This is a genomic window from Nocardia sp. NPDC041819, assembly GCF_055590505.1.
Window position 1 is genome coordinate 33,963 of the sequence record NZ_JBVJAP010000001.1, and the last position, 24,509, is coordinate 58,471.

27 protein-coding genes are annotated in these 24,509 nt (G+C 69.2%); 2 read left to right on the forward strand and 25 right to left on the reverse strand.

The genetic code is table 11. The annotated features are described in order from the left end of the window. Positions 1 to 18 precede the first annotated feature (18 nt). The 12 genes from ACZ6DL_RS00160 to ACZ6DL_RS00215 all read right to left on the reverse strand — a co-directional run bounded on the left by ACZ6DL_RS00160 (position 19) and on the right by ACZ6DL_RS00215 (position 7,704). Positions 19 to 1,299 carry an ATP-binding protein gene (locus ACZ6DL_RS00160; RefSeq protein WP_466047898.1) on the reverse strand — a complete coding sequence of 427 codons (1,281 nt, stop codon included), beginning with the start codon at positions 1,297 to 1,299 and terminating at the stop codon, positions 19 to 21. 155 nt (positions 1,300 to 1,454) lie between these two features. After that, positions 1,455 to 2,189 (reverse strand): TVP38/TMEM64 family protein, encoded by a 735-nt coding sequence (locus ACZ6DL_RS00165; RefSeq protein ID WP_466047900.1) that lies wholly within the window; start codon positions 2,187 to 2,189, stop codon positions 1,455 to 1,457. A 152-nt stretch (positions 2,190 to 2,341) separates the two neighbouring features. Next, the gene (locus tag ACZ6DL_RS00170; protein WP_040869000.1) at positions 2,342 to 2,641 is read right to left on the reverse strand and encodes a gas vesicle protein K; all 300 of its coding nucleotides are present in this window, start codon (positions 2,639 to 2,641) and stop codon (positions 2,342 to 2,344) included. Next, positions 2,634 to 2,864: a gas vesicle protein gene (locus tag ACZ6DL_RS00175; protein WP_466047902.1), complete on the reverse strand. Its 231-nt coding sequence runs from the start codon at positions 2,862 to 2,864 to the stop codon at positions 2,634 to 2,636. The genes ACZ6DL_RS00170 and ACZ6DL_RS00175 overlap by 8 nt, the downstream gene beginning before the upstream one ends. Beyond that, entirely contained in the window at positions 2,861 to 3,655 is a 795-nt protein-coding gene (locus ACZ6DL_RS00180; protein ID WP_466047905.1) for a GvpL/GvpF family gas vesicle protein, read from the reverse strand. Before ACZ6DL_RS00180 ends, ACZ6DL_RS00175 begins: the two co-directional genes overlap by 4 nt. Beyond that, entirely contained in the window at positions 3,652 to 4,044 is a 393-nt protein-coding gene (gene gvpJ, locus ACZ6DL_RS00185; protein ID WP_466047907.1) for a gas vesicle protein GvpJ, read from the reverse strand. Before gvpJ (ACZ6DL_RS00185) ends, ACZ6DL_RS00180 begins: the two co-directional genes overlap by 4 nt. Continuing rightward, a complete protein-coding gene (gene gvpO, locus ACZ6DL_RS00190) occupies positions 4,041 to 4,373 on the reverse strand; it encodes a gas vesicle protein GvpO (RefSeq protein WP_466047909.1) in 333 nt (110 codons plus the stop codon). The genes gvpJ (ACZ6DL_RS00185) and gvpO overlap by 4 nt, the downstream gene beginning before the upstream one ends. 28 nt (positions 4,374 to 4,401) lie before the next feature. Beyond that, on the reverse strand, positions 4,402 to 4,632 hold the full coding sequence (locus ACZ6DL_RS00195) for a gas vesicle protein GvpG (protein ID WP_040868994.1): 231 nt from the start codon (positions 4,630 to 4,632) through the stop codon (positions 4,402 to 4,404). Positions 4,633 to 4,635: 3 nt separating this feature from the next. Continuing rightward, positions 4,636 to 5,397, reverse strand: a complete 762-nt coding sequence (locus ACZ6DL_RS00200) for a GvpL/GvpF family gas vesicle protein (protein ID WP_466047911.1) — start codon at positions 5,395 to 5,397, stop codon at positions 4,636 to 4,638. Then, positions 5,397 to 5,813 (reverse strand): gas vesicle protein GvpJ, encoded by a 417-nt coding sequence (gene gvpJ / locus ACZ6DL_RS00205; RefSeq protein WP_466047913.1) that lies wholly within the window; start codon positions 5,811 to 5,813, stop codon positions 5,397 to 5,399. Before gvpJ (ACZ6DL_RS00205) ends, ACZ6DL_RS00200 begins: the two co-directional genes overlap by 1 nt. Then, positions 5,810 to 7,030 (reverse strand): SRPBCC family protein, encoded by a 1,221-nt coding sequence (locus tag ACZ6DL_RS00210; protein ID WP_466047915.1) that lies wholly within the window; start codon positions 7,028 to 7,030, stop codon positions 5,810 to 5,812. The genes gvpJ (ACZ6DL_RS00205) and ACZ6DL_RS00210 overlap by 4 nt, the downstream gene beginning before the upstream one ends. Before the next feature lie 5 nt (positions 7,031 to 7,035). Further along, the gene (locus ACZ6DL_RS00215; RefSeq protein ID WP_466047917.1) at positions 7,036 to 7,704 is read right to left on the reverse strand and encodes a hypothetical protein; all 669 of its coding nucleotides are present in this window, start codon (positions 7,702 to 7,704) and stop codon (positions 7,036 to 7,038) included. Between the two features lie 319 nt (positions 7,705 to 8,023). Here ACZ6DL_RS00215 and ACZ6DL_RS00220 point away from each other — a divergent pair, with 319 nt between their 5' ends. Beyond that, positions 8,024 to 8,479 carry a VOC family protein gene (locus ACZ6DL_RS00220; protein ID WP_040869100.1) on the forward strand — a complete coding sequence of 152 codons (456 nt, stop codon included), beginning with the start codon at positions 8,024 to 8,026 and terminating at the stop codon, positions 8,477 to 8,479. Positions 8,480 to 8,590: 111 nt separating this feature from the next. On the opposite strand, the gene narI is transcribed toward ACZ6DL_RS00220, so the two are convergent. From narI to ACZ6DL_RS00240, 4 genes are all read right to left on the reverse strand, one after another. Next, positions 8,591 to 9,349 (reverse strand): respiratory nitrate reductase subunit gamma, encoded by a 759-nt coding sequence (gene narI, locus ACZ6DL_RS00225; protein ID WP_466047919.1) that lies wholly within the window; start codon positions 9,347 to 9,349, stop codon positions 8,591 to 8,593. Further along, positions 9,346 to 10,026, reverse strand: a complete 681-nt coding sequence (narJ, locus tag ACZ6DL_RS00230) for a nitrate reductase molybdenum cofactor assembly chaperone (protein ID WP_040868986.1) — start codon at positions 10,024 to 10,026, stop codon at positions 9,346 to 9,348. The genes narI and narJ overlap by 4 nt, the downstream gene beginning before the upstream one ends. After that, complete coding sequence (gene narH, locus ACZ6DL_RS00235; RefSeq protein WP_466047921.1) at positions 10,023 to 11,741, reverse strand: nitrate reductase subunit beta; 1,719 nt, start codon at positions 11,739 to 11,741, stop codon at positions 10,023 to 10,025. Before narH ends, narJ begins: the two co-directional genes overlap by 4 nt. Positions 11,742 to 11,872: 131 nt before the next feature. Continuing rightward, positions 11,873 to 15,583: a nitrate reductase subunit alpha gene (locus ACZ6DL_RS00240; protein WP_466047923.1), complete on the reverse strand. Its 3,711-nt coding sequence runs from the start codon at positions 15,581 to 15,583 to the stop codon at positions 11,873 to 11,875. A gap of 481 nt (positions 15,584 to 16,064) precedes the next feature. Between ACZ6DL_RS00240 and ACZ6DL_RS00245 the strand changes: the two genes are divergently transcribed. Further along, the gene (locus ACZ6DL_RS00245) at positions 16,065 to 16,400 is read left to right on the forward strand and encodes an SDR family NAD(P)-dependent oxidoreductase (RefSeq protein ID WP_083863992.1); all 336 of its coding nucleotides are present in this window, start codon (positions 16,065 to 16,067) and stop codon (positions 16,398 to 16,400) included. A gap of 137 nt (positions 16,401 to 16,537) precedes the next feature. On the opposite strand, the gene mtnC is transcribed toward ACZ6DL_RS00245, so the two are convergent. The 9 genes from mtnC to ACZ6DL_RS00290 form a co-directional block, all read right to left on the reverse strand. After that, on the reverse strand, positions 16,538 to 17,230 hold the full coding sequence (mtnC, locus tag ACZ6DL_RS00250; protein ID WP_466047925.1) for an acireductone synthase: 693 nt from the start codon (positions 17,228 to 17,230) through the stop codon (positions 16,538 to 16,540). After that, positions 17,227 to 17,802, reverse strand: coding sequence for a 1,2-dihydroxy-3-keto-5-methylthiopentene dioxygenase (locus ACZ6DL_RS00255; RefSeq protein WP_466047927.1), 576 nt, complete (start codon positions 17,800 to 17,802; stop codon positions 17,227 to 17,229). The genes mtnC and ACZ6DL_RS00255 overlap by 4 nt, the downstream gene beginning before the upstream one ends. Further along, positions 17,799 to 19,496, reverse strand: a complete 1,698-nt coding sequence (mtnA, locus tag ACZ6DL_RS00260; RefSeq protein WP_466047929.1) for an S-methyl-5-thioribose-1-phosphate isomerase — start codon at positions 19,494 to 19,496, stop codon at positions 17,799 to 17,801. The genes ACZ6DL_RS00255 and mtnA overlap by 4 nt, the downstream gene beginning before the upstream one ends. A 78-nt stretch (positions 19,497 to 19,574) precedes the next feature. Continuing rightward, on the reverse strand, positions 19,575 to 19,916 hold the full coding sequence (locus ACZ6DL_RS00265) for a DUF1330 domain-containing protein (protein WP_466047931.1): 342 nt from the start codon (positions 19,914 to 19,916) through the stop codon (positions 19,575 to 19,577). A gap of 170 nt (positions 19,917 to 20,086) precedes the next feature. Then, on the reverse strand, positions 20,087 to 20,257 hold the full coding sequence (locus ACZ6DL_RS00270; protein WP_157106832.1) for a hypothetical protein: 171 nt from the start codon (positions 20,255 to 20,257) through the stop codon (positions 20,087 to 20,089). A 492-nt stretch (positions 20,258 to 20,749) separates the two neighbouring features. Further along, positions 20,750 to 22,492 (reverse strand): NTP transferase domain-containing protein, encoded by a 1,743-nt coding sequence (locus ACZ6DL_RS00275; RefSeq protein WP_466047934.1) that lies wholly within the window; start codon positions 22,490 to 22,492, stop codon positions 20,750 to 20,752. A gap of 82 nt (positions 22,493 to 22,574) precedes the next feature. After that, positions 22,575 to 23,330 carry a VOC family protein gene (locus ACZ6DL_RS00280; RefSeq protein WP_357130302.1) on the reverse strand — a complete coding sequence of 252 codons (756 nt, stop codon included), beginning with the start codon at positions 23,328 to 23,330 and terminating at the stop codon, positions 22,575 to 22,577. Positions 23,331 to 23,384: 54 nt separating this feature from the next. Beyond that, positions 23,385 to 23,708, reverse strand: a complete 324-nt coding sequence (locus tag ACZ6DL_RS00285; protein WP_466047936.1) for an MGMT family protein — start codon at positions 23,706 to 23,708, stop codon at positions 23,385 to 23,387. Between the two features lie 4 nt (positions 23,709 to 23,712). Then, positions 23,713 to 24,489: an alpha/beta fold hydrolase gene (locus ACZ6DL_RS00290; RefSeq protein WP_466047938.1), complete on the reverse strand. Its 777-nt coding sequence runs from the start codon at positions 24,487 to 24,489 to the stop codon at positions 23,713 to 23,715. Positions 24,490 to 24,509: the final 20 nt, after the last annotated feature.

The following is a 24,509-nucleotide window of genomic DNA, read 5'->3' on the forward strand; positions in this document are numbered from 1 at the left end:
GATGCTGTGCGCATTCCCTCACAGTCGGGTGTAGTCCTTTTGGTCCTGTTCGAACGCGGTCAGGATTCCGGGGGTCAGGGTCGGGCGGGTGCGGGCTACGGCGGTGAGGAAGTCCTCGGTGGTCGCGGGTTCGCGCGTGTCGTCGAGCATTGCGCGTTCGAACGCGGACTGCGCGCCGGCGCGGGCCGCGTACTCGATGTCGGCGGGGGTGAATTTCGCTGTGGCGCACACCAACCGCTCGAGGTCGACAGTCTCGGCGGCGGGGCCGAGATAGCGTCGCCAGATCGCCTTCCGCGCGGGTGCGTCGGGCGGGCCGATCGGGATCACGTAGTCGAATCGACCGGGTCGCAGGAATGCCGGGTCCAGCGCGCGCACCGAGTTCGTCGCGCAGATCAGCAGGCGACTGTAGTTCTCCCGGAACGTCGGAATGAGCTTGAGCAGCTCGTTGGTGACCCCGTGCGCCGGGCTCGTCGCCGTACCCGAACGTGTGCCCGCGATCTCCTCCACCTCATCGATGAACAGCAACAGCTCGTCGAGCTCGGCCAGGTCGGCGAAAACCTCACGCAGCGAGGCCGCGAGCCCTCCGGTCGCCGCCGCGGCCAACCGGGAGGGGAACAGTTCGACGAACGGCCAACAGAGGCGGGAAGCGACCGCTTTCGCGAAGCTGGTCTTGCCGGTCCCCGGTGGCCCGAAGAGGATGACACTCTTGGGCGGCAGAACCCGATACCGCTCGGCCACATCGGGATTCGCCAAGGGCAACACGACCCTGCGTTCGATGATCTCCTTTTCCCGGTCCATCCCGGCCATCGACTGCCACAGTCCCCGCGGGAGCAGCCGCCCGCCCAGTTCGGTCAGCAGGGTGGACTGGGCGGGGGCCAACGGCTCCAGCAGCTCGTAGTAGACGAGGCCCGCCCGGCGCGCGTATCCGGAATTCTCGAACGCCACCGACCCCGTGGCGCCCTCGGGAACGAGGGTGCAGATCCGTCGCACGCCATTCGAGCGCAGCCGCCGTTCCAGTTCGGCCAGCAGCGCGCTGCCGATCCCGCGACCCCGCCACCGCGCCGCCAGCGCCACGAGCAGGACCCAGGCCCGCTCGCCATGGATCTGGGCGACCGCCATCCCGACCATCTCGCCACCGACCTCGGCCACCACCGCCGGCTGCCCCGCTCGCGCGGCCGCCGTCACCTCCGCCAGCGCGAAGACCGGCTCGTCCGTCGTAGGCACACGGCTCTGCTCCCAGATCCGGATCGCCTGATCCAGATCATCGTCACGGAACTCGCGTAGTCGCCATACCGGCATACATACCTCGAAGAGCCGTCGGCCGGCCTCTGCGAACTCGGCCGTTCCTCTCAGTAAATACCCCTGGGCGAGCACCCGCCAGGATGCGGGAACCGAGCCGTGGTGATTGCTGATCGAAGACGGCGCAATCGCCTGGTCTCCCACCTACACGTAGTTCAGCTGCCCGGCTCCTGGTCGCGGTCGAGCACCGGTTCGGCCTCGTGACGCGCACCCCGGCCGCGCCAGCTCCGATATCCGCGATGGGCGGCGAAAGCGCCGATGATCGCGGTGGCACACCACACCGCGATCGCGGTGTAGGCCAGGGGGGCCGACAGGTCACCGATCGAGGCGCCGAGCGCGGTGTAGACGAAGGCTCGCGGCGCCGATCCGATGAACGCGCCGACCGCCATCTGCCACAACGGGATGCCGAACGCGCCGAAGACGTACGACGCCAGCGCGTCGGAGATCCCCGGAAGGAAGCGCTGGCCGACCACGGCCCACAAGCCGCGCCGCGCGATCCGGGCGTCGATGCGCTCGGCGCGCTCGGCGCCGAGCAGCCCGCGGGCACTCCCGCGCCCTGCCCGCCGCCCGAGGAAGCTGGTGATGAGCGCCGTGCCCACCGCCGAGCCCAGCGTCACGAACGTCCCCACCAGCGGCCCGAACAGTAGGCCGCTCCCGGCGGCCAGCAGCGGCCCGGGAACGAAGACGGCACCGAGGACAGCCGAGACCATCACGTACGCGAACGGTGCCGCAGGCCCCGTCTCCGCGACCACGCCGCGCACACCCTCGACATCGATCACCCGCGCGACGGCAACGAGATAGAACATCACGAGCAGGACCGCGCCGAACAGCGCGAGGCGGGCGATGTGCGACCGGCGGCCGCCGGGAGAGAGATCATCGTTGCCGGTCATGGTGACCACAATCCTGCCGCAGGCGGACCGCGCCCTCGACTCGAGGCGGAGGCGAGCCCGTCACCGGGGCCGGAGGTCGCCGAGTGGCCCGGCGCGGCTGTGATCTCGAGACGCTGTCGCCGTGCTGTCGAAACGATGACACGCACCAGCAGTCAGGGTGTGTCGCGCGGAAGGAGGGTGCCGAGGGGGCCCAGGTCGATGTTGAGGTCTTCGGGGGTGAGGCCGAAGTGGTCGCGGAGTTCTTCCATGCGTTGTTCGAGCAGCATGAGGGTGGTGCCGATGCGCTCGATCTGGGTATCGGTGAGGTCGCCCGCGTCGACGCGGCGGATGGCTTGGCGCTCCATGAGCTGCCGGAGCAGCTCCACCAAGGTGAGGACGAGGCTCACCAACCCGCGCTCGACGGATTCGGGTTCGGTGTCGATACGCGGTGGGATGCCGCCGAATTCAGTCATCGCCGGGTGGTTCCAGGGCGTCGCGCGTCGCGGGCCCGAGTGGCGCGGACAGGGTGCTGATCGAGGAGATGAGAGCCCGCAGCGAGATCTGGACCAAGTCGACGTCCGCGATGGCGAGCTTGATGTCGCCGGTGATCACCACGCCGCCGGCGAGTACCCGATCCAGCAGGTCGACCAGTGCGACACGGCGCTCGTCGTCGACCTGCCGGGCGACCCGGCTCATGCCGGCTCTCGTTCCACGCCCGCGAACGAATACGGCGGCCAAGGGCCGGTGATCTCGAGGCGTATGCCGGGGAACTCGGCGCTCAGCGCGGTGACTGTCGCGGCGAAGTCGTCGGTGCGATCGTCGTCCACGAGGTAGGTCCCGTTGAGCACCATCCAGTCCCGGCGGCCGCTCAGTGCCGGATCGGTCAGCGCTTGACGTCGTCCCGCCGCGGCCCGGTGCACCAGGCGGGTGTGGATCTCCTCGGCGCGCTCCGCCGCGTCGCGCTCCACGGTTTCCTGTGCGGACAGTTGCGCACGGCGTCGGGCCAGGTATGCCGCGCCCGCGCCTCGCGCGCCGCCTTCGCCTCCGGCGCGGGCCTCGGCCACGGCGGCGGTGAGTGCCGCGCGATCGCCGTAGGCTTTCACGCCCCACTCGGTGCGGCCGCTCACCAGCGCCAGCGCCGCGGCGAAGTCCGCCCGCCGCTCAGCGAGCAGGTCGCGCACCCGGTCGTCGTCGTGGAAGACGGTGGCCAGTCGGAGCGGGACCGTGGGACCGCGGCGCACCAAGGCCGTCACGACGGCATCGTGCGCCCTGGCCGTCCCCTCCAGCCAGTCGAGATCCTCCAGATTCCTCCGCAGCGGCTGTTCCCCGAACACTTTCAGCGGCACCGAGCCGACGACCGCGGACAGATCGTCCGAGACCACCGAGCGCACCGGCTCTCCCGCGACGCCGGTCAGCTCGACCGCTTCCCCCGCGTCGCCGAGGCTGGACGTCACCGCGTACAGCCAGACGCAGAGCCCCTCGGTCACGACCGGTCTTCCCTCGGCTCGCGGCGGCGCTCGATCGGTTGACGTTGTCGGTTCGCGGCCTCCAGCTCGGCGATCCGGTCGCGCAGCTCCCGATTCTCGAGTTCGAGATCGTGATCCTGCCGTTCCAGCGTGTGGGCCTTGCTGTTGAGCCAGGGATCGGTCTCCCACCAGTCGATGCCCACCGACTTGGCCGTCTCCAAGGACGCGATCACCAATCGCAGCTTGATCGTGAGCAGTTCGATGTCGAGCAGGTTCACCTGGATGTCGCCCGCGATCACCAGGCCCTTGTCGAGCACCCGCTCGAGGATGTCGGCGAGGTTCGTCGACGAATGGCCGCCGCCGCCTCCGTACGGCTGCGGTGCGGACGATCCGCCGCCGACCACCGTCATTGCCGAGCCCTTCCGATATCGGTGCTGCCGCGGGCGTAGCGTCTGGTCCGCCGGTAGGCCAGCAGGTTCCCGTCGAGATCGATCTCGACCTCGTAGAGCGCGAGAATGTCCGCCGACGAGGGGATGCGGCGGTCCTCGAGCACTTCGATCTCCACCTGCCAGCCGTCCTCGGTCGGTTCCATCGAGGTGACGCCCTGCACCTGTTTCGAGGTCAGTTCCACGAAGAGTTCCACCGCCACCGCGACCGCTTGCGCCGTGGTGAGGGGAGGTGGTTCGTCGGAAGCCGAGCGCACGTCATCGGAGTCTTCGGAAGTGGTCTTGCGTGCCACGCGAGTCACTCCTTCCGGTCGATCGCGATCACGCTTGCCGACCGGTCATGCGATCCAGGACCGCCTGCTGCGCTTGTTTCCGCTCTTCTTCGGACAGCTGACCGGCTGCCGCGGCCGCATCGATCTCCTCGAGTTCCCGCCGCATGGTGGCGGGGTCGTGCATCTTCTGGTCCACCTGGTCCTGGATCACTTCGCCCAACCAGATGACGCCGCGGACCGGCGCGACGGGCAATGACAAGATCGTCGACAGCAGACCCATGTCTCACCCCTCGGGTGTGCGCTTGGTGACGAAGTCGTAGGCCGCCATCGGACCGAGCAGGTTCAGCTCCACGCGGCCGTCCCACTCCTCGCCGAGCCGGCGCAGCGTTTCCTCCAGCTCTTCTTGGCGGGCCAGCTCCACCAGCACCGCGATGTGGACGGCCTCTTCCTCATGGGTGGGATCCCGCTGGTTGACGAGTGGCTCGAACTGCTCGAGTTCGGCGACCACCTTGCGGGTGTCCTCGGCTCGCTTGGCCTCGATGGACTGATTGATCAGCTCGCCCAGCGCGATCCGGGCATTGCGGGTGGCATCCTCCGGTTTGTCGCGGATCTCCTCGCGCAGCCGGGCGGCATCGGCGTTCTCGTCGAGGAGTTCACGCAGGATGGTGTTCTCGACGTAGCGCCCTCTGACCACGAACTGCGCACGGCCCTCGAGTTGCTCCAGCGCGGAGCGGAATTCTTCCTCGTTCGCCTCGAGCAATTCGTTCTCCACCGCCTCGGTGTCGGTCATGACCGCGCCGAACCGCAGCGGCAGCACCGGGGCCACGGCCGCGGAGCCGTCCAGCAGCTCGGCGTGCGTGGTGAGGTCGTCGGGTGTGCCCAGCGGCCGATCGGATTCGAGCGTGCTGATCAGCGCGGCGATCTCGCCGTGGCGCACCACCCCGACCTCGCCAGGAGGATCGCCGACGCCGGTGGCATGCGGCTCGGGCTCCACATCGGCGGGCACGATGCCGTAGACATACACGGCGGCTCGAGCGGTAGTCATCAATCCTCCCTGCGCCTGGGCCGACTCGCCGTCTGACGCTTGTCCTGCACGTCGCCGAGAAAGTCCATGACCTTCTCGCCGGCCGCCTCGAGCGCGCCGCTCGTCTTGTGCTTCGCCGCGCCCTGGGTGACGTCGCCGACGATGTCGGTGATCCCCTTCGGTTCGCTGGTGGAGATCTCCAGCCGGTTGACGGCCTCGGCGAAACGCAGATAGGTGTCGACACTGGCCACCACGACGCGAGCGTCGATGGTCACCAATTCGATGCCGACCAGCGACACGCGTGCGAACGCGTCGATGACCAGGCCTTTGTCGAGAATCGTGTCGATCACGTCGGCCAGGCTGGAGGAGTTGGGGCGCGCCATCGTGCCTGCTCCGCCTCCGCCTCCGCCGCCTCCGCCTGCGGGTTCGATGGTCATGTGTGTGCTCCTCGCCTCTCGCGCGACCGGCGGGTCACGGTGGTGCGGCGAGCGGCCGGGCGACGGCGGGGCGGCTCGGATTCGTCCTCCTCCTCGTCCTCGCTCTCGTCTCGCTCGTCGGATTCTTGCTCGTCGGTCTCGTCTTCTTCGTCGGGCTCCTCGTCGGGCTCTTCGTCGGGCTCTTCGTCCGGTTCTTCGTCCGGTTCTTCGTCAGCGGACGCCTCGTCGTCCGCTCGGTCTTCCTCGGTGTTCTCTTCCTCCTCGCGTCGTGCGGTCTCGTCGTCCTTGACGACCTCGCTGTCGCGGATCTCGCCGTGCCAGCCGACGATGTCGTCGGGATGCAACACGGCCTCGGTCATGACGTGCCGCTGGAAGTGCTTGAGTTCCAAGCGGCATCGGCGACCGGCCGCGCGCCACATGTTGGCGGTCTTCTCGAAAAACCCTTTCGGGTGGTATTCCAGCACCACGAGGATGCGGGTATAGCCCGGCGTGATCTCGTGGAAGGTGACCGCGCCATCGATGTAGCCCTTGGGGCCCTTGGAACGCCAGACGATCCGCTCGAACGGCACCTGCTCGAGAATCGTGGATTCCCAGGTGCGCCTGGACCAGAACACTTTGCCGGTCCAGCTGAGCTTCTCGTCGGCCATCTGCTCGACTTGCTCGAGCTTCTTGGTGAACTTCGGGAAGTCCGCGAACTGGGTCCACTGGTCGTAGGCCAGGTCGAGGGGAACGCCGACGTCGATGTGCTCGACGATATTGGTCAGCTTGATCTTCTTGCCGCCACCTTTGCCCTTGCCGCCGGTCAGCGACTCCTTCGCCGACTCGAACCCTTGGCGCAGCGTGTGACCGATCTTGCTCTTGCCCATGCTCATGGCCGCCTGCAACGGCGAGGCGCCGCCGGCGAGCTTCTCCACGCCGGTCACCGCCGACAGCAGATTGCCGCTACCGCCTTCGGCGTACTCGGTCAACCGGCCCGCGGTCTGCGACACCTTGTTCGTCAGCCCGGACACCGCCCGGTCGGCCAGGGTCCCGGCGAGGTTCTGCATCGACTCCTGCAGAAGGCCGGTCGGCTTGGCCGGTGGGGCCTTCTTCCCTGCGCTCGATCCCGCTTTCTTGGCGGTCGAACCCGCTCGGGTCGCGGTTTTGGTGGCCCGGCCCGCGGTGTCGGTGGCCAGTTTGCCGACTCCGGCTGTCGCGTCGCGCAACGTCTTCGCCATCGGGCTCATCTCCTCGTGCGACGCACGGGCGGCGCGTCGTCGGCATCGGAGCGACTACGGCGTCCACGGGTTCCGGTCGGCTTGCGGTCCGCGGAGCCGGACGAACGGTCCGCGGTCCGGGAGCCCGCTCCGCGCTTGGCGGAGGCGCCCGACCGGCGAGCGCGCGGCCGCGCGGCGGGCCGCTCGGCGTCGTCCTCGTCCTCGTCCGCGGGCCGCTCGGTGTCGTCCTCGTCTTCCTCGTACTCGTCCTCGAGATCCTGATCCTGATCCTCATCGGAGGACGTCTGCTCCTCGTCCTCGGCGGACGCTTGTTCGTCGTCGTACTCGTCCTCGCCGGAATCCGTCTCCCGGGAGCCGCCTCGATCCTCGTCCGCGAGCAGCGTCGAACCCTGCTGCAACCGGGTGTTCAGCGCATCGAGCCGGTTGCTCGCCGCGGTGACCGCGGCGGACCGCGCCGCGCCGAGCAACTCGCCGCGCACGGTGTCGGTGATCTTGGACAGCTCGGGCGACGATTTGAGCAGCGACGTCCCGCGCTCGAGCAGGTCGCCGGTCGTTCCTCCGGATCGCTTGGCCATCGCGGCGCCCGCCAGCGACAACGCGAAGCGCATCTTGCGCGTGCGGCCCAGGAAGTACCCGATGCCCACCCCTAACGCGATTCTTCCTCCACCCTTCATTGCTCACTCCTTGCTCGCCTCGACGGCCACTGCACCGCCGGAGCCGGGGCGCTGAGACTCGAGTCCCCGAAAGTGGGATAGACCACACCGCAGCGGCCAAACTTCAGCGTATGCCTGGTTACCCCGATGGGTCGATGGTTCTGCCTGCGAAAAGCTGCGAAGTAGAGGGCTATCGAAGCTCTCCCAGCGATCACCTGGCCCAGAGTGCGCGACGCTCCCGGAAAAATATTTCGAGAAACTTCGCGAACTATGTCGAAGGCGGACGGGTGGCTCCGACCGGTAGGTGACAGCCAGTCACACCACAGCGCAGGAGCACATCATGTCCGTCAACACCTTCTTCTGGTTCGACAACGCCGCCGAGGAAGCCGCCGCCTTGTACGTCTCGGTGATTCCGAACTCGCGGGTGGTCGAGGCATCCCGCAACTCCGATGGGTCGGCGTTCATCGTCTCGCTGGATCTCGACGGTCACCCGGTCACGCTGATGAACGGCGGGCCGGACCACCCGCTCACCGATGCCGCGTCACTGCAGGTGGTCGTGGACACTCAGGACGAGATCGATCGCCTGTGGGACGCCCTCACCGCCGACGGCGGCGAGCCCGGGCCGTGCGGCTGGTTGACCGACCGCTACGGCCTGTCCTGGCAGGTCGTGCCCGCCGCGCTGCCGAAGCTGATGGGCGGCGAGGATCCCGCCAAGACCATCGCCGTCGGCACCGCCCTGCGGTCGATGTCCAAGCTCGACGTCGAGGTGCTGCAAGACGCCTACGACAACGCCTGACCCTTCGGGATACCGCACCGCCGACCGGTCGAGTGCCGCCGCGACGCCCGCCGACGCGGAAGACCCCGCCCGGACGCCATTGTCCGGACGGGGTCTTCATGCGCGGCGTCTCTAACGCCAGCGTTCGGGAGTGACGGGCGCGTCCCACGCCCGGGCGTAACGCCGCTTGTCGGGAGCGTCGTATTCCTTGCTGCGGTAGATCACGTACGGCCGCATCAAGTAGCCGACGGGCGCACTGAACATGTGCACCAACCGGGTGTAGGGCCACAGCCCGATCAGCGCGAGCACGACCAAACCGTGCAGCTGGAAGGTCCACGGCGTGTCCACCATGAGTTCGGGCTCAGGGGCGAGTGTGAACAGGCTGCGGAACCAGGGCGAGACGGTCTCGCGGTAGTTGTAGGTGCCCCACAGCAGATTGCTGCCCCACGTGTTGAGCAGTCCGGTCACCAGCGCGGCGGCCAGCAGCGCGTACATCAGCTTGTCGTTGCCGGTCGTCGCCTTGCGGACGGCGGGCACTGTGAAACGCCGGTAGAGCAGGATGCCCACGCCCGCCAGCACGGCGAGACCGGCCACCGAGCCCGCCGCGACGGCGATCACGTGGTAGAGGTGCTCGGAGATCCCCACGGCCGAGGTCCACGATTCCGGGATCAGCACGCCGAGCACGTGACCGCCGAACACCCCGAGCATGCCGAAGTGGAACAGCGGGCTGCCCAGGCGCAGCAGGCGGCTCTCGTAGATCTGTGAAGAGCGCGTGGTCCAGCCGAACTGGTCGTTGCGGTAGCGCCACAGGTGCCCGAGCACGAACGAGGTGAACGCGATGTACGGCAGGATCAGCCACAGCGCGATCGGCAGGTGCGGCGTTGCGTTCATCGTCGGCCTTCCGATCCGTCGAACAGGGAGGGGTCCATCGCGAAGGGTTCCAATCCGACTTCCTCTTCGGGCGGCCCCTGGGCGGCGAGTTCGGCGATGCGCCTGCGATCCGCGGTGGTCGGCGGCGGCAGCGTGGCCCCGATCGCCGCGAGCACTCCGGCATAAGGGGAGCCGTTGTCCGACAGCGAAAGCCGCAGCAGCTCCAGCACCGGAACGTGCTCGCCGAGCAGCCGTTCGCCGCCGATCGGATCGACGGTGGCGGCGAACTCCAGCAGCACGGGCAGGTGGTCGGGCAGCTCTTCGTCACCGAGTTCGACACCGGCGTGCCGGTAGGCGTGCTTGAACCGCAGCAGCGCCATCCCGCGCTTTCGGGTGTCGCCGTAGGCGTAGAAGGTCAGATGCAGGCTGGCGCGGCGGCGCATGTCGAAGGTCGCGACGTAGTCCGCGGCGAGTTCCAGCGGCGGAGTCGTCCGCAGGTAGTCGAGGCATTCGTCCAGGTGGGCGCGCACTTCGTCCGGTAGGGCGGTCGCGGCCGTCGCCAACTGGTCGACCATGGCCAGCGTCTGCTCGCCCGGGTAGTCCAGCAGCAGCGCGGCGATCCGCCAGACCAACTGACGGTCGCGCTGGGCCAGTTCGACCGCCGGTTCCGGGCGGCGCCGCAGCTTCAGCAGGCTCATCGCCCCGCTCCGGTCGGAGTCGAGGCCGGATCACCGGCGGCGTTGCTCGCGCCGTCGGCGTGCCCGTTGCCGGAGCCGTTGCCGCTGCCGTTGGTGTGGCCGTTCGCGTGCCCGTTGCCGTTGGCAGCGCCGTTGCTCGGCAGCAAACCGTCGGTGCTCTTCCCGTCCCAGTTCAGCAGATTGATCCGGGACGACTTCTCCTGCGGCGCGGCGCCGTTGGAGTCGGTGAGGTGGAACTTCTCCACCATCTGGTCGAACGCCGTCATGCCCGGCCCGCCGTCGGTGTCCAGGCTGCATCCGGTGGCGAGCGAATCCAATTCGTGCGCGCGGGCTCCAGCGCCGGTCGGGATGACGTAGCGATGCTCGTACTTGGCGATGGCCAGCAGCCGGTACATCGCCTCGATCTCCTCCGGCTCCAGCCGCACCGACGGCGCGATCGAGGGATCGGGCTCCTCCCCGAGGTTCACCGACCGCATGAACGAACGCATCGCCGCCAGGCGCTGCAACGACGCGCGCACCGGGCCCACGTCACCCGCGGTGAACAGCTCGGCCAGGTACTCCACCGGAATGCGCAGCGCGTCGATGGCGCCGAACAGGTTCGACGCGTTCTCGCCGTCGTGCCCGGTCTCGGTGAGCACGTCCACCACCGGCGACAGCGGCGGCACGTACCAGACCATCGGCATGGTGCGGTACTCCGGATGCAGCGGCAGCGCGATCTGGTAGTCCACGATCAGCTTGTAGACCGGCGAATCCTGGGCGGCCTGAATCCATTCCGGCGAGATCCCGGCGCGCTCGGCCTCGGCGATCACGCGCGGATCATGGGGATTGAGGAACACACCGAGCTGGGACGGGTAGAGATCGGCGTCCTCGGTGACCGACGCGGCCTCCAGCACGGCGTCGGCGTCGTAGAGCATCACGCCGATGTAGCGCAATCGCCCGACGCAGGTCTCCGAGCACACCGTCGGGATGCCGACTTCCACACGCGGGTAGCAGAAGGTGCACTTCTCCGCCTTGCCCGTCTTGTGGTTGAAGTAGATCTTCTTGTACGGGCAGCCGGACACGCACTGCCGCCAGCCGCGGCACTTGTCCTGGTCCACCAGCACGATGCCGTCCTCGGCGCGCTTGTAGATCGCGCCGGAGGGGCACGACGCCGCGCACGACGGATTGAGGCAGTGCTCGCAGATCCGCGGCAGGTAGAACATGAAGGTCTCTTCGAACTCCAGTTTCACCTGATCGGACAGCTTCGCCAGCAGCGGGTCCTTGCCGACCTGCTCGGGACCCGAGCCGAGGTCGTCGTCCCAGTTGGCGCCCCAGGTGACCTTCGTGTCCTCGCCGGTGATCAGCGATTTGGGCCGCGCCACCGGCGTGGTGTCGATCGGCGGCGAGGACAGCAGGTTGTCGTAGTCGTAGCTCCACGGCTCGTAGTAGTCCTCGACCGTGGGCAGATCCGGGTTGGCGAAGATGTTCAGCAGCCGCTTCAGCCGGGAGCCGGACTTCAGGGTGAGCTTGCCGCGCTTGTTCAGCGTCCAGCCGCCCTTCCACTTCTCCTGATCCTGGTATTGCCGCGGATAGCCCTGTCCGGGCCGGGTCTCCACGTTGTTGAACCAGACGTACTCGGTGCCGCCGCGATTGGTCCAGGCCTGCTTGCAGGTGACCGAGCAGGTGTGGCAGCCGATGCACTTGTCCAGGTTCATCACCATGGCCAGCTGTGCCATGACTCGCATGTCAGTACCGCTTTCCTGCGTCGGTAGGTGCGTGGTGGGTCCGCGTGCCGCCCTCGCCCATGTCAGTACCGCCTACTTGCGCCGGTAAGTGCGTGTAGGCTCGCGTGCCGCCCTCGCCCATGTCAGTACTCCACTTCCTGCGACCGTTTGCGGATCGTCGTGACCTCGTCGCGCTGATTTCCGGTGGGGCCGTGGTAGTTCAGCGCGAAGGACTGCTGCGCGTAGCCGCCGATGAGATGGCTGGGCTTGATCATGATGCGGGTGAGCGCGTTGTGGATGCCGCCGCGCTTGCCCCGGCCCTTGGTGTCCTCGCCGATGCCCTCGATGCGCGGCACGTCCACCGCGCGGTCCTGCGCGTGGTACATGAACACGGTGCCCTCGGGCATCCGGTGGCTGACGATGGCGCGGGCCACCACGATGCCGTTGCGGTTGATCGCCTCGATCCAGTCGTTGTCGGCCACACCGATCTTCGCCGCGTCGCGATCGGACATCCAGATCGTCTGCCCGCCGCGCGAGAGCGTCAGCATGTGCAGGTTGTCCTGGTAGGCGGAGTGGATCGACCACTTCGAGTGCGGGGTGAGGTAGCGCACGGTGACACCCTTGTCGCCCACGTCACCGATCGAGGGCTCGTGGAACAGGGCGGTCATGTCCAGCGGCGGGCGGAAGATCGGCAGCTGCTCGCCGAGCTCGATCATCCAGTCGTGATCGAGGTAGAAGTGCTGGCGCCCACTGAGCGTGTGCCAGGGCTTGAGCCGCTCGGTGTTGATGGTGAACGGCGAGTAGCGGCGTCCGCCGGTCTCACTGCCCGACCACTCCGGCGAGGTGATCACCGGAACCGGGCGGGCCTGGGTGTCGGCGAAGGTGATCCGCTTGCCCTCGTGCTCCGCGGCCAGGTCGGCCAGCTTCGTGCCGGTGCGGCGTTCCAGCGCGTGGAAACCCTCCACGGCCAGACGGCCGTTCGTGGTGCCCGACAACGCGAGGATCGCCTCGGCCGCGTGGGTGTCCTTGGCCAGCGACGGGCGGCCCTGCGCCACACCGGACACGACCGTGCCGTTCACCCCGGCGAGGTACTCGACCTCCTGGTCGGGATAGGTGGTGACGCCCTTGGTGGTGACGCCCAGCGTGTCGATCAGCGGCCCGAGCGCGGCCATCTTCTCCGCCAGCTTCGGATAGTCGCGTTCGACCACGACCAGTTTCGGCATGGTCTTGCCCGGAATCGGTTCGCACTCACCGGCTTTCCAGTCCAGCACGCGACCGCCCGCCTGCGCCGTCGCGTCCGGCGAGTCGTGCTGCAACGGCACCGCGACGATGTCCTTGCGCTTGCCGAGATGCTTCTCGGCCATCCAGGAGAACCCGCGGGCGATCCGGTGGAAGGCGTCGAAGTCGGTCTTGGCCTCCCAGGGCGGCGAGATGGCCGGGGAGAAGGCGTGCACGAACGGGTGCATGTCGGTGGAGGACAGGTCGTGCTTCTCGTACCAGGTGGCGGCGGGCAGCACGATGTCGGAGAACAGCGTGGTGCTGGTCATCCGGAAGTCCAGCGACAACAGCAGATCCAGCTTGCCGGTGGCCGCGGTCTCCCGCCAGGTCAGCTCCTGCGGCCGCACGCCGGTGGCGTCGGTGGTCTGCAGATTGGAGTCGGCGCCCAGCAGATGACGCTGGAAGTACTCGTTGCCCTTGCCCGAGGAGCCGAGCAGGTTCGCCCGCCACACGGTCAGGCACCGTGGGAAGTTCTCCGGCGCGTCCGGGTCCTCGCAGGCGAACCGCAGGTCGCCGGACTTCAGCCCGTCCACCACGTGCTCTGGAGCGGTCTTGCCCGCGGCCTCGGCCTCGTCCACCAGGTCGAGCGGGTTGCGGTCGAAGGTCGGATAGCTGGGCATCCAGCCCAGCCGGGTGGCGAGGGCGATGTTGTCGGCGGCGGTGCGGCCGGCGAACTTGCCGGTGCCCAGGGGTGAAGCGAATGGCTCGGCGGTGAACGGGTCGTAGCGCCATTGGTCGTTGGTCAGATACCAGAACACCGTGCCCTGCATCTGCCGTGGCGGGCGCTGCCAGTCCAGGCCGAAGGCCAGGGTGGACCAGCCGGTCACCGGGCGGCACTTCTCCTGCCCGACGTAATGCGCCCAGCCGCCGCCGTTCACGCCCTGGCAGCCGGTCAGCAGGGTCAGGGTGAAGAACGCGCGGTAGATCTGGTCGGAGTGGAACCAGTGGTTGGTGCCCGCGCCCATCAGGATCATCGAGCGGCCGCCGGAACGCTCGGCGTTGTCGGCGAACTCGCGCGCGATGCGCTGGGCCTGCACGGCGGGCACTCCGGTGATGGCTTCCTGCCAGGCCGGGGTGTAGGGCTCGTCCGCGTCGTCGTAGCCGCGGGGCCACGTGCCGGGCAGACCGTCGCGGCCGACGCCGTATTGCGCGAGCAGCAGGTCGAAGACCGTGGTGACGCGCCTGCCCGCGACGGTCGTGGTCGGCACGCCGCGGGTGAGCACGCCGGGAGTGTCGCTGTCGAAGCGGGGAATCCGTACAGCCGCAACGTCGTCGGTGCGGCCGTACAGACTCAGGAGGGGATCGACGTCCCCGAGATCGAGGTTCCAGCGCCCGGCCCCCTCGTCGCCGAAACGATGGCCGAGCGAGCCGTTCGGCACCACCGGCTGCGCCTGCGCGTCCAGCAGCACCGTCTGGAACTGCACGCCCTCGCCGGTGCGGCCCAGGTCGGCGGCGGTGAGGAACTTGCCGGGGACGTAGGCCCCGTCCCGCTCGTCGAGGGTGATGAGGAACGGCAGGTCGGTGAAGCGCTTGATGTAGTCGAGGAAGCGCGGCGTGGTCTTCTCGACGAAGAACTCCTTCAGCACCACGTGCCCCATCGCCATGGCGAGGGCCGCGTCGGTGCCGGGGCGCGCGGGCACCCACTCGTCGGCGAACTTGGTGTTGTCGGCGTAGTCGGGGGAGACCACGACCACCTTCTGGCCCCGGTAGCGGGCCTCGGTCATGTAGTGCGCGTCCGGTGTCCGGGTGACCGGCACGTTCGAGCCCCACATGATGAGGTAACCGGCGTCGAACCAGTCCGCCGACTCGGGCACGTCGGTCTGGTCGCCGAACACCTGCGGCGAGGCCACCGGCAGGTCGGCGTACCAGTCGTAGAACGACAGCATGGAGCCGCCGAGCAGCGAGATGAACCGGGCGCCGACGGCGTGGCTGACCATGGACATGGCCGGAATCGGCGAGAACCCGGCCACCCGGTCCGGGCCGTACCGCTTGATCGTGTAGACGTGTGCGGCGGCGGCGATCTCGGCCGCCTCCCACCACTCGGCGCGCACGAATCCGCCCTTGCCGCGCGCGGCCTTGTAGCTGCGCGCCTTCTCCGGGTCTTCGACGACGTCGGCCCAGGCCAGCACCGGATCCTTGAGCCGGGACTTGGCTTCCCGGTACAGCTCGAGCAATGTGCCGCGCACGTAGGGGTAGCGCACCCGGGCGGGCGAGTAGGTGTACCAGGAGAACGACGCACCGCGGGGACAGCCGCGCGGCTCGTACTCCGGCTTGTCGGCGCCCACCGACGGGTAGTCGGTCTGCTGCGACTCCCAGGTGATCACACCGTCTTTCACGTAGATCTTCCACGAGCACGAGCCGGTGCAGTTCACGCCGTGCGTGGAGCGCACCACCTTGTCGTGGGACCAGCGATCGCGGTAGAACTCGTCGGCACTGCGCCCGCCGACCTTGTGCAGCGTCCGCTGATCGGACGACACCTCGCCCCGGTGGAAGTACTTCCCCAGCCGCAAGAGCGCGTCCCCGGCGTCGGCGGCCGGGGCGGAGGGTGCGTGACCCTGGGTGCGGGAATTAACCACGACGTCCCCTTCGAGCTGTGCGATCGGGTGGATGTTCCGACTGTAAAGAGGCGCGCACGGCTGGCCAAACCTCTTTCTCACAGCCCATTCGAGAGCGTGGTGAGTTGTGAGATCGGCGCAACCTCCCGGTCACGGTAGTGCGCGGCTTCCCAGGGTGGTCCGGTGGGTCGACCAGGGCGAACCCGCTCTGAACTGGAGGGAATCGGAGCGGAGGGGTTCACGCGGGCCCGCGTCGGTGATGCTTTGGAAACGGCCGGTTCTCCAGTGCTTTACATTTGTTAACACAAAGGAGCGGCTGTCCGGGGCGCCCCGCTTATCCGTTTCGGAGTGTTTCGGCCTGTGTTTCCTGACAGCGTATTGTAAGCACAATCACAATTCGCTGAGAATTCGCTCGACGCTGCGAGAAATTGCCGTTCCCCGCGTGGTTCTAGGAATCGCCGTCCACGAATTCGTCTGGCGCCGAGCGGTCCACGCCGTCCCGATGGCTCGTCTGTCTACCATCGACCGGACGACACTGTTCTACGTGGTGACCGGTGGCGGACGCGGAATCGGCCGCGCGATCGTGGCTCGATTGCTGGCTCGCGGCCACGCGGTGGTGGTGGTCGAGCGCGACGCGGAGTCGCTGTCCTGGGCGGTCGGACGGGTCACCGTCGTGGCGGGCGACGCGGGCGCCGAGGAGACCGCCGAACGGGCCACCGATCGCGCGCAGGAGCTGGGCGCGTGCCGTCGAATTCCTGCTCTCCACCGACGGCGGCTGCGTCAACGGAGCCACCCTGGCCGTGGACGGCGGCCGCTCGGTCCTGGCCGTCGATCCTGAATCTCGCTGAGACGCAGCCGATCACGCTTCGCCTCGACGGCCTGCGCGGGTAGCCGGTGCCGCGTCACCTAAAGCCCCGGCGAGGCAGGGAACGAAAGTGGTTGCGGGATGGGCGGATTAACGCGTCGGCCAGCGTCTCAGCCCTGGTCGGCGGGATCGATATCGGCGAACGTGTCGACCCAGCGGTGCGGCGGCCGAGGCGGATTGGGCTCGCCGGGCCGGGCGAGGCCGACCACGCGCCACCCCGCGGCGACAGCGGCATCGAGTTCGTCCGGATGATCGGACAGGAACAGGATGCGTTCGGCGGGCGCGCCGATCGAGCCCGCGATCTTGTCGTAGGAGGACGACTCGCGCTTGCCGCCCGCCGTCGACAGATCGAAGTACCCGCTGATCAGCTCGGACAGGCTGCCGCCGCGCGCGAAGGCGAACCAATCCCGCTGATTGCGTACCGATCCCGAGGAGTAGACGTACAGCGCGAGCCCGGCGGCGTGCCACGTGGCGAGCGCCGGTGGCACGTCCGGGAAGAACTCGCCGTGCAGTGCGCCGCCACGGAAGCCCTCCGCGCAGATCAGGCCCTGCGCGGTCTTGAGCGGCTCGGCCTTGACGTCGGTGTCGAGCCACTCGCGCAGGATCCCGGCGACTTCCTCCGGGCCCGCGTCCGGGCGTCCGGCCAGCTCCCTGGTCGCGGCCAGCACGGGAGCAGCGTTCGTGGAGCCGTTCTCGGCCAGCCACTCCGGGAGCCGTTGCCGGGTATAGCCGTACAGGTCTTCGCGGACCGCGGCGGTGGGGCTGGTGGTGCCCTCGATATCGACGACGACGGCGTCGATCACGGCGCGGTCAGCAGCTCGTCGAGGGTGGGAAAGCCCGCGCTGATCTTGTCGCCGGTGAAGTCGCCGACCCAGCCGTCCGCTTCCTCGAAGAAGCGGACGGCGATGAAATCGGGGCGCTCGCCCATGTCGAACCAGTGCAGCGTGCCCGCGGGTACCGAGAGCAGGTCGCCGCCCTCGCACACCACCGCGAAGACCTCCTCGCCCAGGTGCAGATAGAAGCAGCCGCGTCCGGCGGCGAAGAAGCGCACCTCGTCCTCGGCGTGCCGGTGCTCGTCGAGGAACTTCCCGCGCGCACCCGCGGCGATCTGCGGCCACTGCGGGTCGGCGTCGTCGGGGTGGATGCGGGCGATGTCGATGTGCTTGTAGCGCCCGGAGCCGTTCAGTTCCGCGACGTTCGTCGCGTAGTGCGCGAGCAACTCCTCGGAAGACGCCGACGCGGCGTTCTCGACCACCGGCCAGCGGCCGAAGGTTACGCCGTGCTTCGCCAGTTCGGTGCCGATCACCTCGTCGTCGCTGGTGCGTACGCGCACGTCGGCCGCGTCACCCGCGGCCATCACCTGCAGGAGGGTCATGTCAGTCCAATCTCGAGAAAGTCGTCGCGCGGAGCGAACGCCGCCGGACTGCCGGTGCGGGACACCAGCTCACATAATGCTTCCAGGCATTCGGCGCGATCGCGCGCCTGGGCGAGATCATCGCCCCAGGCAGTGATGCCGTGACCGGCGATGACCAGGACGGGCAGCGCGCCGGGATGGTCGAGCAGGTAGCGTTCGATGTCCGCGCCGATGCGCGGCACCTCGGGCCAGTTCGGGAAAACCGGGATCTCCGCGACGGCCGGATCGCCGCCGCCGAGCCCCTTGATCAGTTCGTAGTCGGTGATCCGCAGCGTCGCGAGCGTGCCGGGGGACGCCGAGCGGGTGGCCAGTGCGGTGGCGAACGGCGGATGAATGTGCACGACCGCCTGGGCCGGACGGGTCCGGTAGACGGCGGTGTGGATCGTCGTCTCGGCGGAGGGTTTGCGTCCGTGGCCTGCCACCGGCGCGGAGTCCGCTACCCGCACGGTGACCATGTCGCGCTCGGTGAGTTCGCCTTTGGACAACCCGCTTCCGGTGACCAGGGCGGTGGCGCCGGTGCGCACCGAGATGTTGCCCGCCGTGCCCGGCATCCAGCCACGCCGGTAGAGCTCGCGAGCGATGTTCGCGATGGCCGCGCCGTGCGACGGGTCGGAGCCGAGTTCGGTGGCGCTGCTCGCGGTCGCGGCGCCGTGTGACGAATCGCCGCGGTGCACCACGCCGTTCTCCGTGACCACCGCGGTCACCAGCTCACCCGGCGTGACGTCGAACGCCGGGTTGAAGACCTCGGTCCGAGCGGGAGCCGTTGGCGTGCCACCGAATCCGGTCACTTCGGCTGCCGCGCGTTCCTCCACGACGATCTCACGGCCGGTGGCCATCGACAGGTCGCGGGTCGACTCCGGGGCGACCACGACGAACGGGATGCCGTGGTGGCGGGCGGCGAGCGCGAGACCGTAGGTGCCGATCTTGTTGGCGACGTCGCCGTTGGCGGTGACCCGGTCGGCGCCGACGAGCACGCAGTCGACCTGTCCGGTCGCCATCGCCCAGGCCGCTGCGGAATCGATGGTGAGCCGGTGCGGGATGCCCGCTTCGGCGAGTTCCCAGGTGGTCAGCCGCGCGCCCTGCAACAGCGGCCGGGTCTCGTCCACCAGCACCTGTTCGATCGCGCCGCGTTCGGCCAGCACCCGCAGCGTGCCGATAGCGGTGCCGAACGCGCTGGTCGCCAGCCGCCCGGTGTTGCAGTGGGTGAGCACACGCAGCGGCCGGTCCGCACACAGGCGCTGCACCAGGTCGGCGGCGTGGGTGGCGGCGGCCCGGTTGACCCGGCCGTCCTCGGCGAGCATGTCGAGCGTCTCGGCGAGGACCGCGCCCGCGCCGTGGCCCACCTTCGTCCGAACCCGCCGCACCGCCCAGGCCAGATTCACCGCGGTCGGCCGCGCGGCGGCGATCCGGTCCGCCTCGGCCTGCGCCGCCGCCTCGTCCACCACGCCGTCCACGGTGTGCGCGGAGGTGGCGATGACGACGCCGAAAGCTCCCGCGATGCCGATGGCGGGCGCGCCGCGGATGGCCAGCGCCTTGATCGCGTCGATCACTTGGTCGACGGTGCTCAGCCGCAGTTCACGCACCTTGTGCGGCAGGCCGCGCTGGTCGATGGTGACGAGCGCGCCGTCGTCCCAGACCAGAGAGCTGTCGTCCATCAGGCGCATCCTTCTCGCGTCGAACCGTGTCGTGCCTGGTCAACGGTATCGGACGGGGGATGGCGGGCCGAAATCGCGTCAGGCGGCCGGGGTGCGCAGTTTCGCGGCGCGTTCGCGAGGGTCGTAGTCCGGGCCGACGCCCTCGATCAGCAGCAGGTCGCCGTCGATGTGCTCGGCGCGCAGCGGCAGGATCTCCTGGTAGGCGGGCGAGCGGTACCACTCCCGCGCCTCGGTCATCCCGGGGAACTCGATCAGCACCATGCTGCCGGGCCAGTTGCCTTCCACGACCTCGGCCGGGGGCCCGTGGATGACGAAGCGGCCGCCGAACGGGTCCAAGGTGGCCTGGATGCGCTCCAGGTATTCGAGGATGTCGGGATGGGCCCTGCGACTGCGGAGGTGGGCGAAGCCATAGGCGGACATGGCGTTTGGCCTTCCTTCGTTCGATCACGCCGGGGATGGCGTCGCATCGACGGTAGGTCCGCCGCGCGCGGTGCGGCAATTACCTGCGGGGTAAGCGCACGGGTCTCGAACGACCGCGGCCGCCGGTCCCGGGAGGAGTTGGGGCCGGCGGCGCGGGTGGCGCAGATCAACTAGCGGCGGCGCTCCTGCTCGCCGCGCCGGTCGGGCATCTCGCTCCTGGTGCCCCGACGGCCTTCCATGTCCGCGCCCTCGCGCATGTCCTGCTCTTGGCGCTGTTGCTGCTGCTGCCTCGGCATCTGCTTCGGCATTTTCTTAGGCGTTTTCTTCGACTTTTCAGTCATCTCCACACGGTCCTTTCCGGGGGATTGATATTCGCCTAACGAACTCACGATAGCGAGCGGGTATGGCGTCTGGAAGGGGAAATGAAAAATATGCCCCTTAGCGGCAGATCTGCCATGTTTACGCAGGTAGGAGCAATATTCGCATTGATTTAGATAACGAATTCGGTTGCGGTGTGCCTCTGGTTGACATTTTCCTGACCAGCGGGCAGGAGTTGGGGCAAAGGGTGAACCGGGGCAAGTGGTGACGCTTGCGCGGGTGCGTCGGTGTTTATCGCGGTGAATTCGATTCCGCTGTCGTGAAGAAGCGTGCGGATCATTCGAGTGGTCGCCGCCGCTACCGCTGATCCCACTGTGAGACAACGACTTCGGTTCGACGCCGGGACCGGGTCTCGGCGCGCCTTCGGGTTCCTGTGCCCACTCGTTCTCCTGGAAGGACTGCGCTGCAGGCACTTCGTGCCCAAAAGCGACGAACCCGGAACGCGACGCGTTGCCTCAGCGGCGCAGCGGCAGGAATTCGACGATCGCTCCGTCGTCGGCGTCGGGCGGGACGACGACCAAGCCGTCGCGGTCGACGAGGCCACCGAGATGTGCCGTGCGGATGGTCGGGTCGCCGATCCAGCCACCGTCGTCGGCGGCGCGGGCCGGGACGATGCGGGGCACCGGTCCGGTGATCTCGGCGGCGTTGTGCAGCGGTCCGCGCAGTGGGCGCGCGGGAGCGGCGCCGGTGCGGCCCTCGACGATCGCCGGCGCGAGCGCCATGAGCGTCGCGACGGCGGCGAACGGGTTGCCGGGCAGGCCGAGCACCGTGGTGCCGGAGGCGAGCTGGGCCACGACGGTGGAACCGCCCGGTCGCAGCCGCAGCCGCGGCACCAGGATCTCGGCTCCGGCGCGGGCGAGGGCACCGCGGAGCTGGTCGGCGGCGCCGCCGCCGGTCGCCCCGACAATCACCAGCAGGTCGCACTCCGGCGCGACGGTCATGACCTCGTCGAAGCCGTGCGGAGTGTCGCGCAGATGCACCCGATCGGCGGCGCGAATGCCGTTCCAGGACAATAGATCCGGCAGGACAGGACCGATCGAGTCGCGGGTCTGCCCCGCTTGCAGCGGCCCCTCGCTGCGGATCTCGTCCCCGGTCATCACGATGCGCGCGCGGACCGGGCCGCACACCGGCGCCACGGTGACCTCGACGCTCGCGGCCGCGGAGACCAACGCCGCGGTGACCGGCGTGCCCTCCGGTGCGACCGGATCACCGGCCGCGCGGTCCTCGCCGCGGCGGCGGATGTCGTCGCGAAGCGGGGTGTCCGGCAGGCGGTACAGCGTCTCGTCGGCGATGTGCGCGAATTCGTCGCGCAGCACACCCGTGGTGCCGTCCGGGACGTGCGCCCCCGTGGCGATCCGCACCGCCTCGCCCGGCAGCAGTCCCACCGGTCGCCGCCCGCCCGCGAAGCCGATATCGCGGCGCAGGCGCCACGGGCCGTCGCCCGCCACCGCGTAGCCGTCCATCGCCGAGACGTCGAAGCGGGGCAGCGGCCCGGCCGCCGTCAGCGGGCCCGCGAGCGCCGCCCCGAGCACCGAATGCAGATCGGCCTCGTACGTGGTGAGCCGGAACAGGTTACGGCGCAGAACGGTTCGTGCTTCGTCGAGGTCGAGCGGCGGTTGCTGCCGTGGCGCGTCGACCGCCGCCCTGGCCTGCCGTACCTGCTCGTCGGTGTCGCAGTCGCCGACGCCGGAGAGCGGGATGATCGCGGCGGCGGCGGGCACCAGGGCTTTCATCGGCTGGTTGATCAGCGCGTCGAGCCCGTCCAGCGCGGCGGTCAGCGCGGAGCGCCGCCACACCCCGATCAGATACTGCGGACGCCCCGACTCGTCGGCGGCGAACACCGCGTCCGCGCCGGATTCGGTGGCGTGCCGGATCAGCTCGGTGATCGCCCACGGCGACAGGAACGGCAGGTCGGCGGCCAGCACCACCACCAGCGGGGCGGCGGAGCCGAGGGCGCGCAGCCCCGTCTCGATCGCAGGCACCGGACCCGACCCGGGCGGCACCTCGCGCACCTGGATGATCTCCGGGGCCAGCTCGGGCCGATGCGGTCCGACGACCACCGTGTGCGCGCACGAGGCGACCGCGGCGAGTGCCACCTCGAGCATGGAACGGCCGCCGATGACGATGGCCGGTTTGTCCACGCCGCCCATCCGGCTGGCCCGGCCGCCCGCGAGCACGATCGCGTCGGCGGCGATCACACGCCACGACCTCGAGCTAGGTACACCATGGCGGCCATGCTAATTCGTCATCGCCGGGAAGCCCGGGAGCGGACGGCCCGGATCAGGCGTTCGACCAGAAGCGAGCCGGGGGCAGCAGCCGGAACTCGTTGAGTTCCGGGTCGGCGAGCACGAGGTCGGTGTCCCGGGCGGCCACCGGGGCGCCCCGGTCGATCGTCGTGGCGCCCGCCGCGTGCAGCCGGGCGACCTCCGCGGCCCGGTCGTCGGCCGGAAACGAGGTGAGATCCAGGCGCAGCCTGGTCCGGCCGGACCCCGCGTCGGGGGTGCGCACGAACTCCAGCCAGGAGCCGAGCCCGGTCGGTGAACGCAGCCCGGTCAGCCGCTCGCCGCGATGCGTGGACGGCCAGCCCGTGGCGGCCGACCAGAACTCGGCGAGGCGCCGCGGGTCGCGCGTGTCGACCACGATCGCCGCGACGGATCCGGTGTCCACGTACTCCTCCCTGGGTTCGAGCACGCAGAACTCGTTGCCCTCCGGGTCGGCGAGCACGGCCCAGGGCACCGCGCCTTGGCCGATGTCGACCGATCGCGCACCCAATGCCAGCGCCCGGTCCACCTGGGTGCGCTGGTGGTCCAGCGAGCGGGTGGCCAGATCTAGATGCAGGCGATTCTTGCCGACCTTGGCCCGCATCGCGGGCAGGAAGGTGAGCGCAAGCTCGCCACCGTCGGCGTCGGGGGCCGCGACGTTCACTTCATCGGGGCGGTCGAGGGTCACGCTCCAGCCGAGTAGTTCGGCCCAGAAATCCGCGACCGGACGCGGCCGGTCGGCATCGAAGGCGACGCATGCCAGGCGGGTGGGCATGGATCAACGGTACTGTCCGCCATTCGGGCACGGAGGCATTTCGGAAAGCGGTGCTCAGTCGCGCGGGAGATCGGGCGGGAGATCGGGCAGCGGGAAACGCGCGGCGCGCAGGTCGACGCGCCCGTCGTGGATCGGCACGCCCTCCGCGGCGAGCAGGCGCAGCTGACGGTGGGCCAGGTGCGCGGCGGGCTTGCCGCTCGCCCCGAGCACGCGGTGCCAGGGCAGGTCGGCCGAGTCGGTGCGCATGATCCAGCCCACCGTGCGCGGCGTGGACAGACCGGCGGCCGCCGCGATGTCGCCGTAGGTGGCGACCCGTCCGGGCGGTATCGCCGCCACCAGCGCGCGCACCTGCTCGACCTGGGCGTCGGTGGTCGGCATCGGCTCAGAGCACCGAGCGCACGAGTTCACCGGTCTGGGCGGGATACGCCTGGGCGACCATGTGATCGCAGTTCCATTCGAGCACGGTCAGGTGGGCGCCCATGTGCTCGGTGAGCGCCGCGCGGAACTCCGGCGTGACGAACGGCGGGTGCACCTTCATCGCCTGCACCAGCACGGTGGGCAGGTCGGCGGGCGGCAGCACCCAGTGGCGGGCCAACTGGCCCCAGTAGGAGTTGACGGCGGGCAGGCTCATCCGCCAGCCGAAGCGCCCGTCCGCGGTGGGCATCAGGTGTTCGTCGAGTTCGGCTTCCAGCAACCGCGGCTCGACGTCACCCCAGCCGGTGTCCAATTTGTCCTGGCGCGCGTGCTCGACGCTGTCGTAGTCGGCCGAGACGAGGGTGGACAGCGCGATCTCGTTGAGCCATTCCGGTTCCAGTGCGATGGCCGGATCGAGCAGCACCAGCTTGCGCACCAGTTCGGGATGCCGATGCGCCAGGTGCAGCGCGCACGCGCCGCCGAAGGAGTGCGCGACCACCACCACCGGGCCGTCCGCCTCGGCGGTGACCAATCCGACCAGATCCTCGACGATGGTCTCGAAGTTCCACGGCGGCAGCGAGGTCGAGCGACCGTGTCCGCGCAGGTCGGGCGCGAGCACGCGGACATCGGGCAGATGCCGGGTGGCCAGGTCTTCCCAGCGTTTGCCGTGGCCGGTCACGCCGTGCAGGGCCAGCACCACCGGTCCCGTCGTCGGACCGAACCGATGGACATTCAAAACAGACACCGGTCCATTTTGACCTGCGC

What these genes read in the sequence shown, in the direction of transcription:
- ACZ6DL_RS00160 (WP_466047898.1), bottom strand. Translation starts at nt 1,299, where the DNA reads ATGCCGGTATGGCGACTACGCGAGTTCCGTGACGATGATCTGGATCAG.
- ACZ6DL_RS00165 (WP_466047900.1), bottom strand. Translation starts at nt 2,189, where the DNA reads ATGACCGGCAACGATGATCTCTCTCCCGGCGGCCGCCGGTCGCACATC.
- ACZ6DL_RS00170 (WP_040869000.1), bottom strand. Translation starts at nt 2,641, where the DNA reads ATGACTGAATTCGGCGGCATCCCACCGCGTATCGACACCGAACCCGAA.
- ACZ6DL_RS00175 (WP_466047902.1), bottom strand. Translation starts at nt 2,864, where the DNA reads ATGAGCCGGGTCGCCCGGCAGGTCGACGACGAGCGCCGTGTCGCACTG.
- gvpJ (WP_466047907.1), bottom strand. Translation starts at nt 4,044, where the DNA reads ATGACGGTGGTCGGCGGCGGATCGTCCGCACCGCAGCCGTACGGAGGC.
- ACZ6DL_RS00195 (WP_040868994.1), bottom strand. Translation starts at nt 4,632, where the DNA reads ATGGGTCTGCTGTCGACGATCTTGTCATTGCCCGTCGCGCCGGTCCGC.
- ACZ6DL_RS00200 (WP_466047911.1), bottom strand. Translation starts at nt 5,397, where the DNA reads ATGACTACCGCTCGAGCCGCCGTGTATGTCTACGGCATCGTGCCCGCC.
- gvpJ (WP_466047913.1), bottom strand. Translation starts at nt 5,813, where the DNA reads ATGACCATCGAACCCGCAGGCGGAGGCGGCGGAGGCGGAGGCGGAGCA.
- ACZ6DL_RS00210 (WP_466047915.1), bottom strand. Translation starts at nt 7,030, where the DNA reads ATGGCGAAGACGTTGCGCGACGCGACAGCCGGAGTCGGCAAACTGGCC.
- ACZ6DL_RS00215 (WP_466047917.1), bottom strand. Translation starts at nt 7,704, where the DNA reads ATGAAGGGTGGAGGAAGAATCGCGTTAGGGGTGGGCATCGGGTACTTC.
- ACZ6DL_RS00220 (WP_040869100.1), top strand. Translation starts at nt 8,024, where the DNA reads ATGTCCGTCAACACCTTCTTCTGGTTCGACAACGCCGCCGAGGAAGCC.
- narI (WP_466047919.1), bottom strand. Translation starts at nt 9,349, where the DNA reads ATGAACGCAACGCCGCACCTGCCGATCGCGCTGTGGCTGATCCTGCCG.
- narJ (WP_040868986.1), bottom strand. Translation starts at nt 10,026, where the DNA reads ATGAGCCTGCTGAAGCTGCGGCGCCGCCCGGAACCGGCGGTCGAACTG.
- narH (WP_466047921.1), bottom strand. Translation starts at nt 11,741, where the DNA reads ATGGCACAGCTGGCCATGGTGATGAACCTGGACAAGTGCATCGGCTGC.
- ACZ6DL_RS00245 (WP_083863992.1), top strand. Translation starts at nt 16,065, where the DNA reads ATGGCTCGTCTGTCTACCATCGACCGGACGACACTGTTCTACGTGGTG.
- ACZ6DL_RS00255 (WP_466047927.1), bottom strand. Translation starts at nt 17,802, where the DNA reads ATGACCCTCCTGCAGGTGATGGCCGCGGGTGACGCGGCCGACGTGCGC.
- mtnA (WP_466047929.1), bottom strand. Translation starts at nt 19,496, where the DNA reads ATGGACGACAGCTCTCTGGTCTGGGACGACGGCGCGCTCGTCACCATC.
- ACZ6DL_RS00265 (WP_466047931.1), bottom strand. Translation starts at nt 19,916, where the DNA reads ATGTCCGCCTATGGCTTCGCCCACCTCCGCAGTCGCAGGGCCCATCCC.
- ACZ6DL_RS00270 (WP_157106832.1), bottom strand. Translation starts at nt 20,257, where the DNA reads ATGACTGAAAAGTCGAAGAAAACGCCTAAGAAAATGCCGAAGCAGATG.
- ACZ6DL_RS00280 (WP_357130302.1), bottom strand. Translation starts at nt 23,330, where the DNA reads ATGCCCACCCGCCTGGCATGCGTCGCCTTCGATGCCGACCGGCCGCGT.
- ACZ6DL_RS00285 (WP_466047936.1), bottom strand. Translation starts at nt 23,708, where the DNA reads ATGCCGACCACCGACGCCCAGGTCGAGCAGGTGCGCGCGCTGGTGGCG.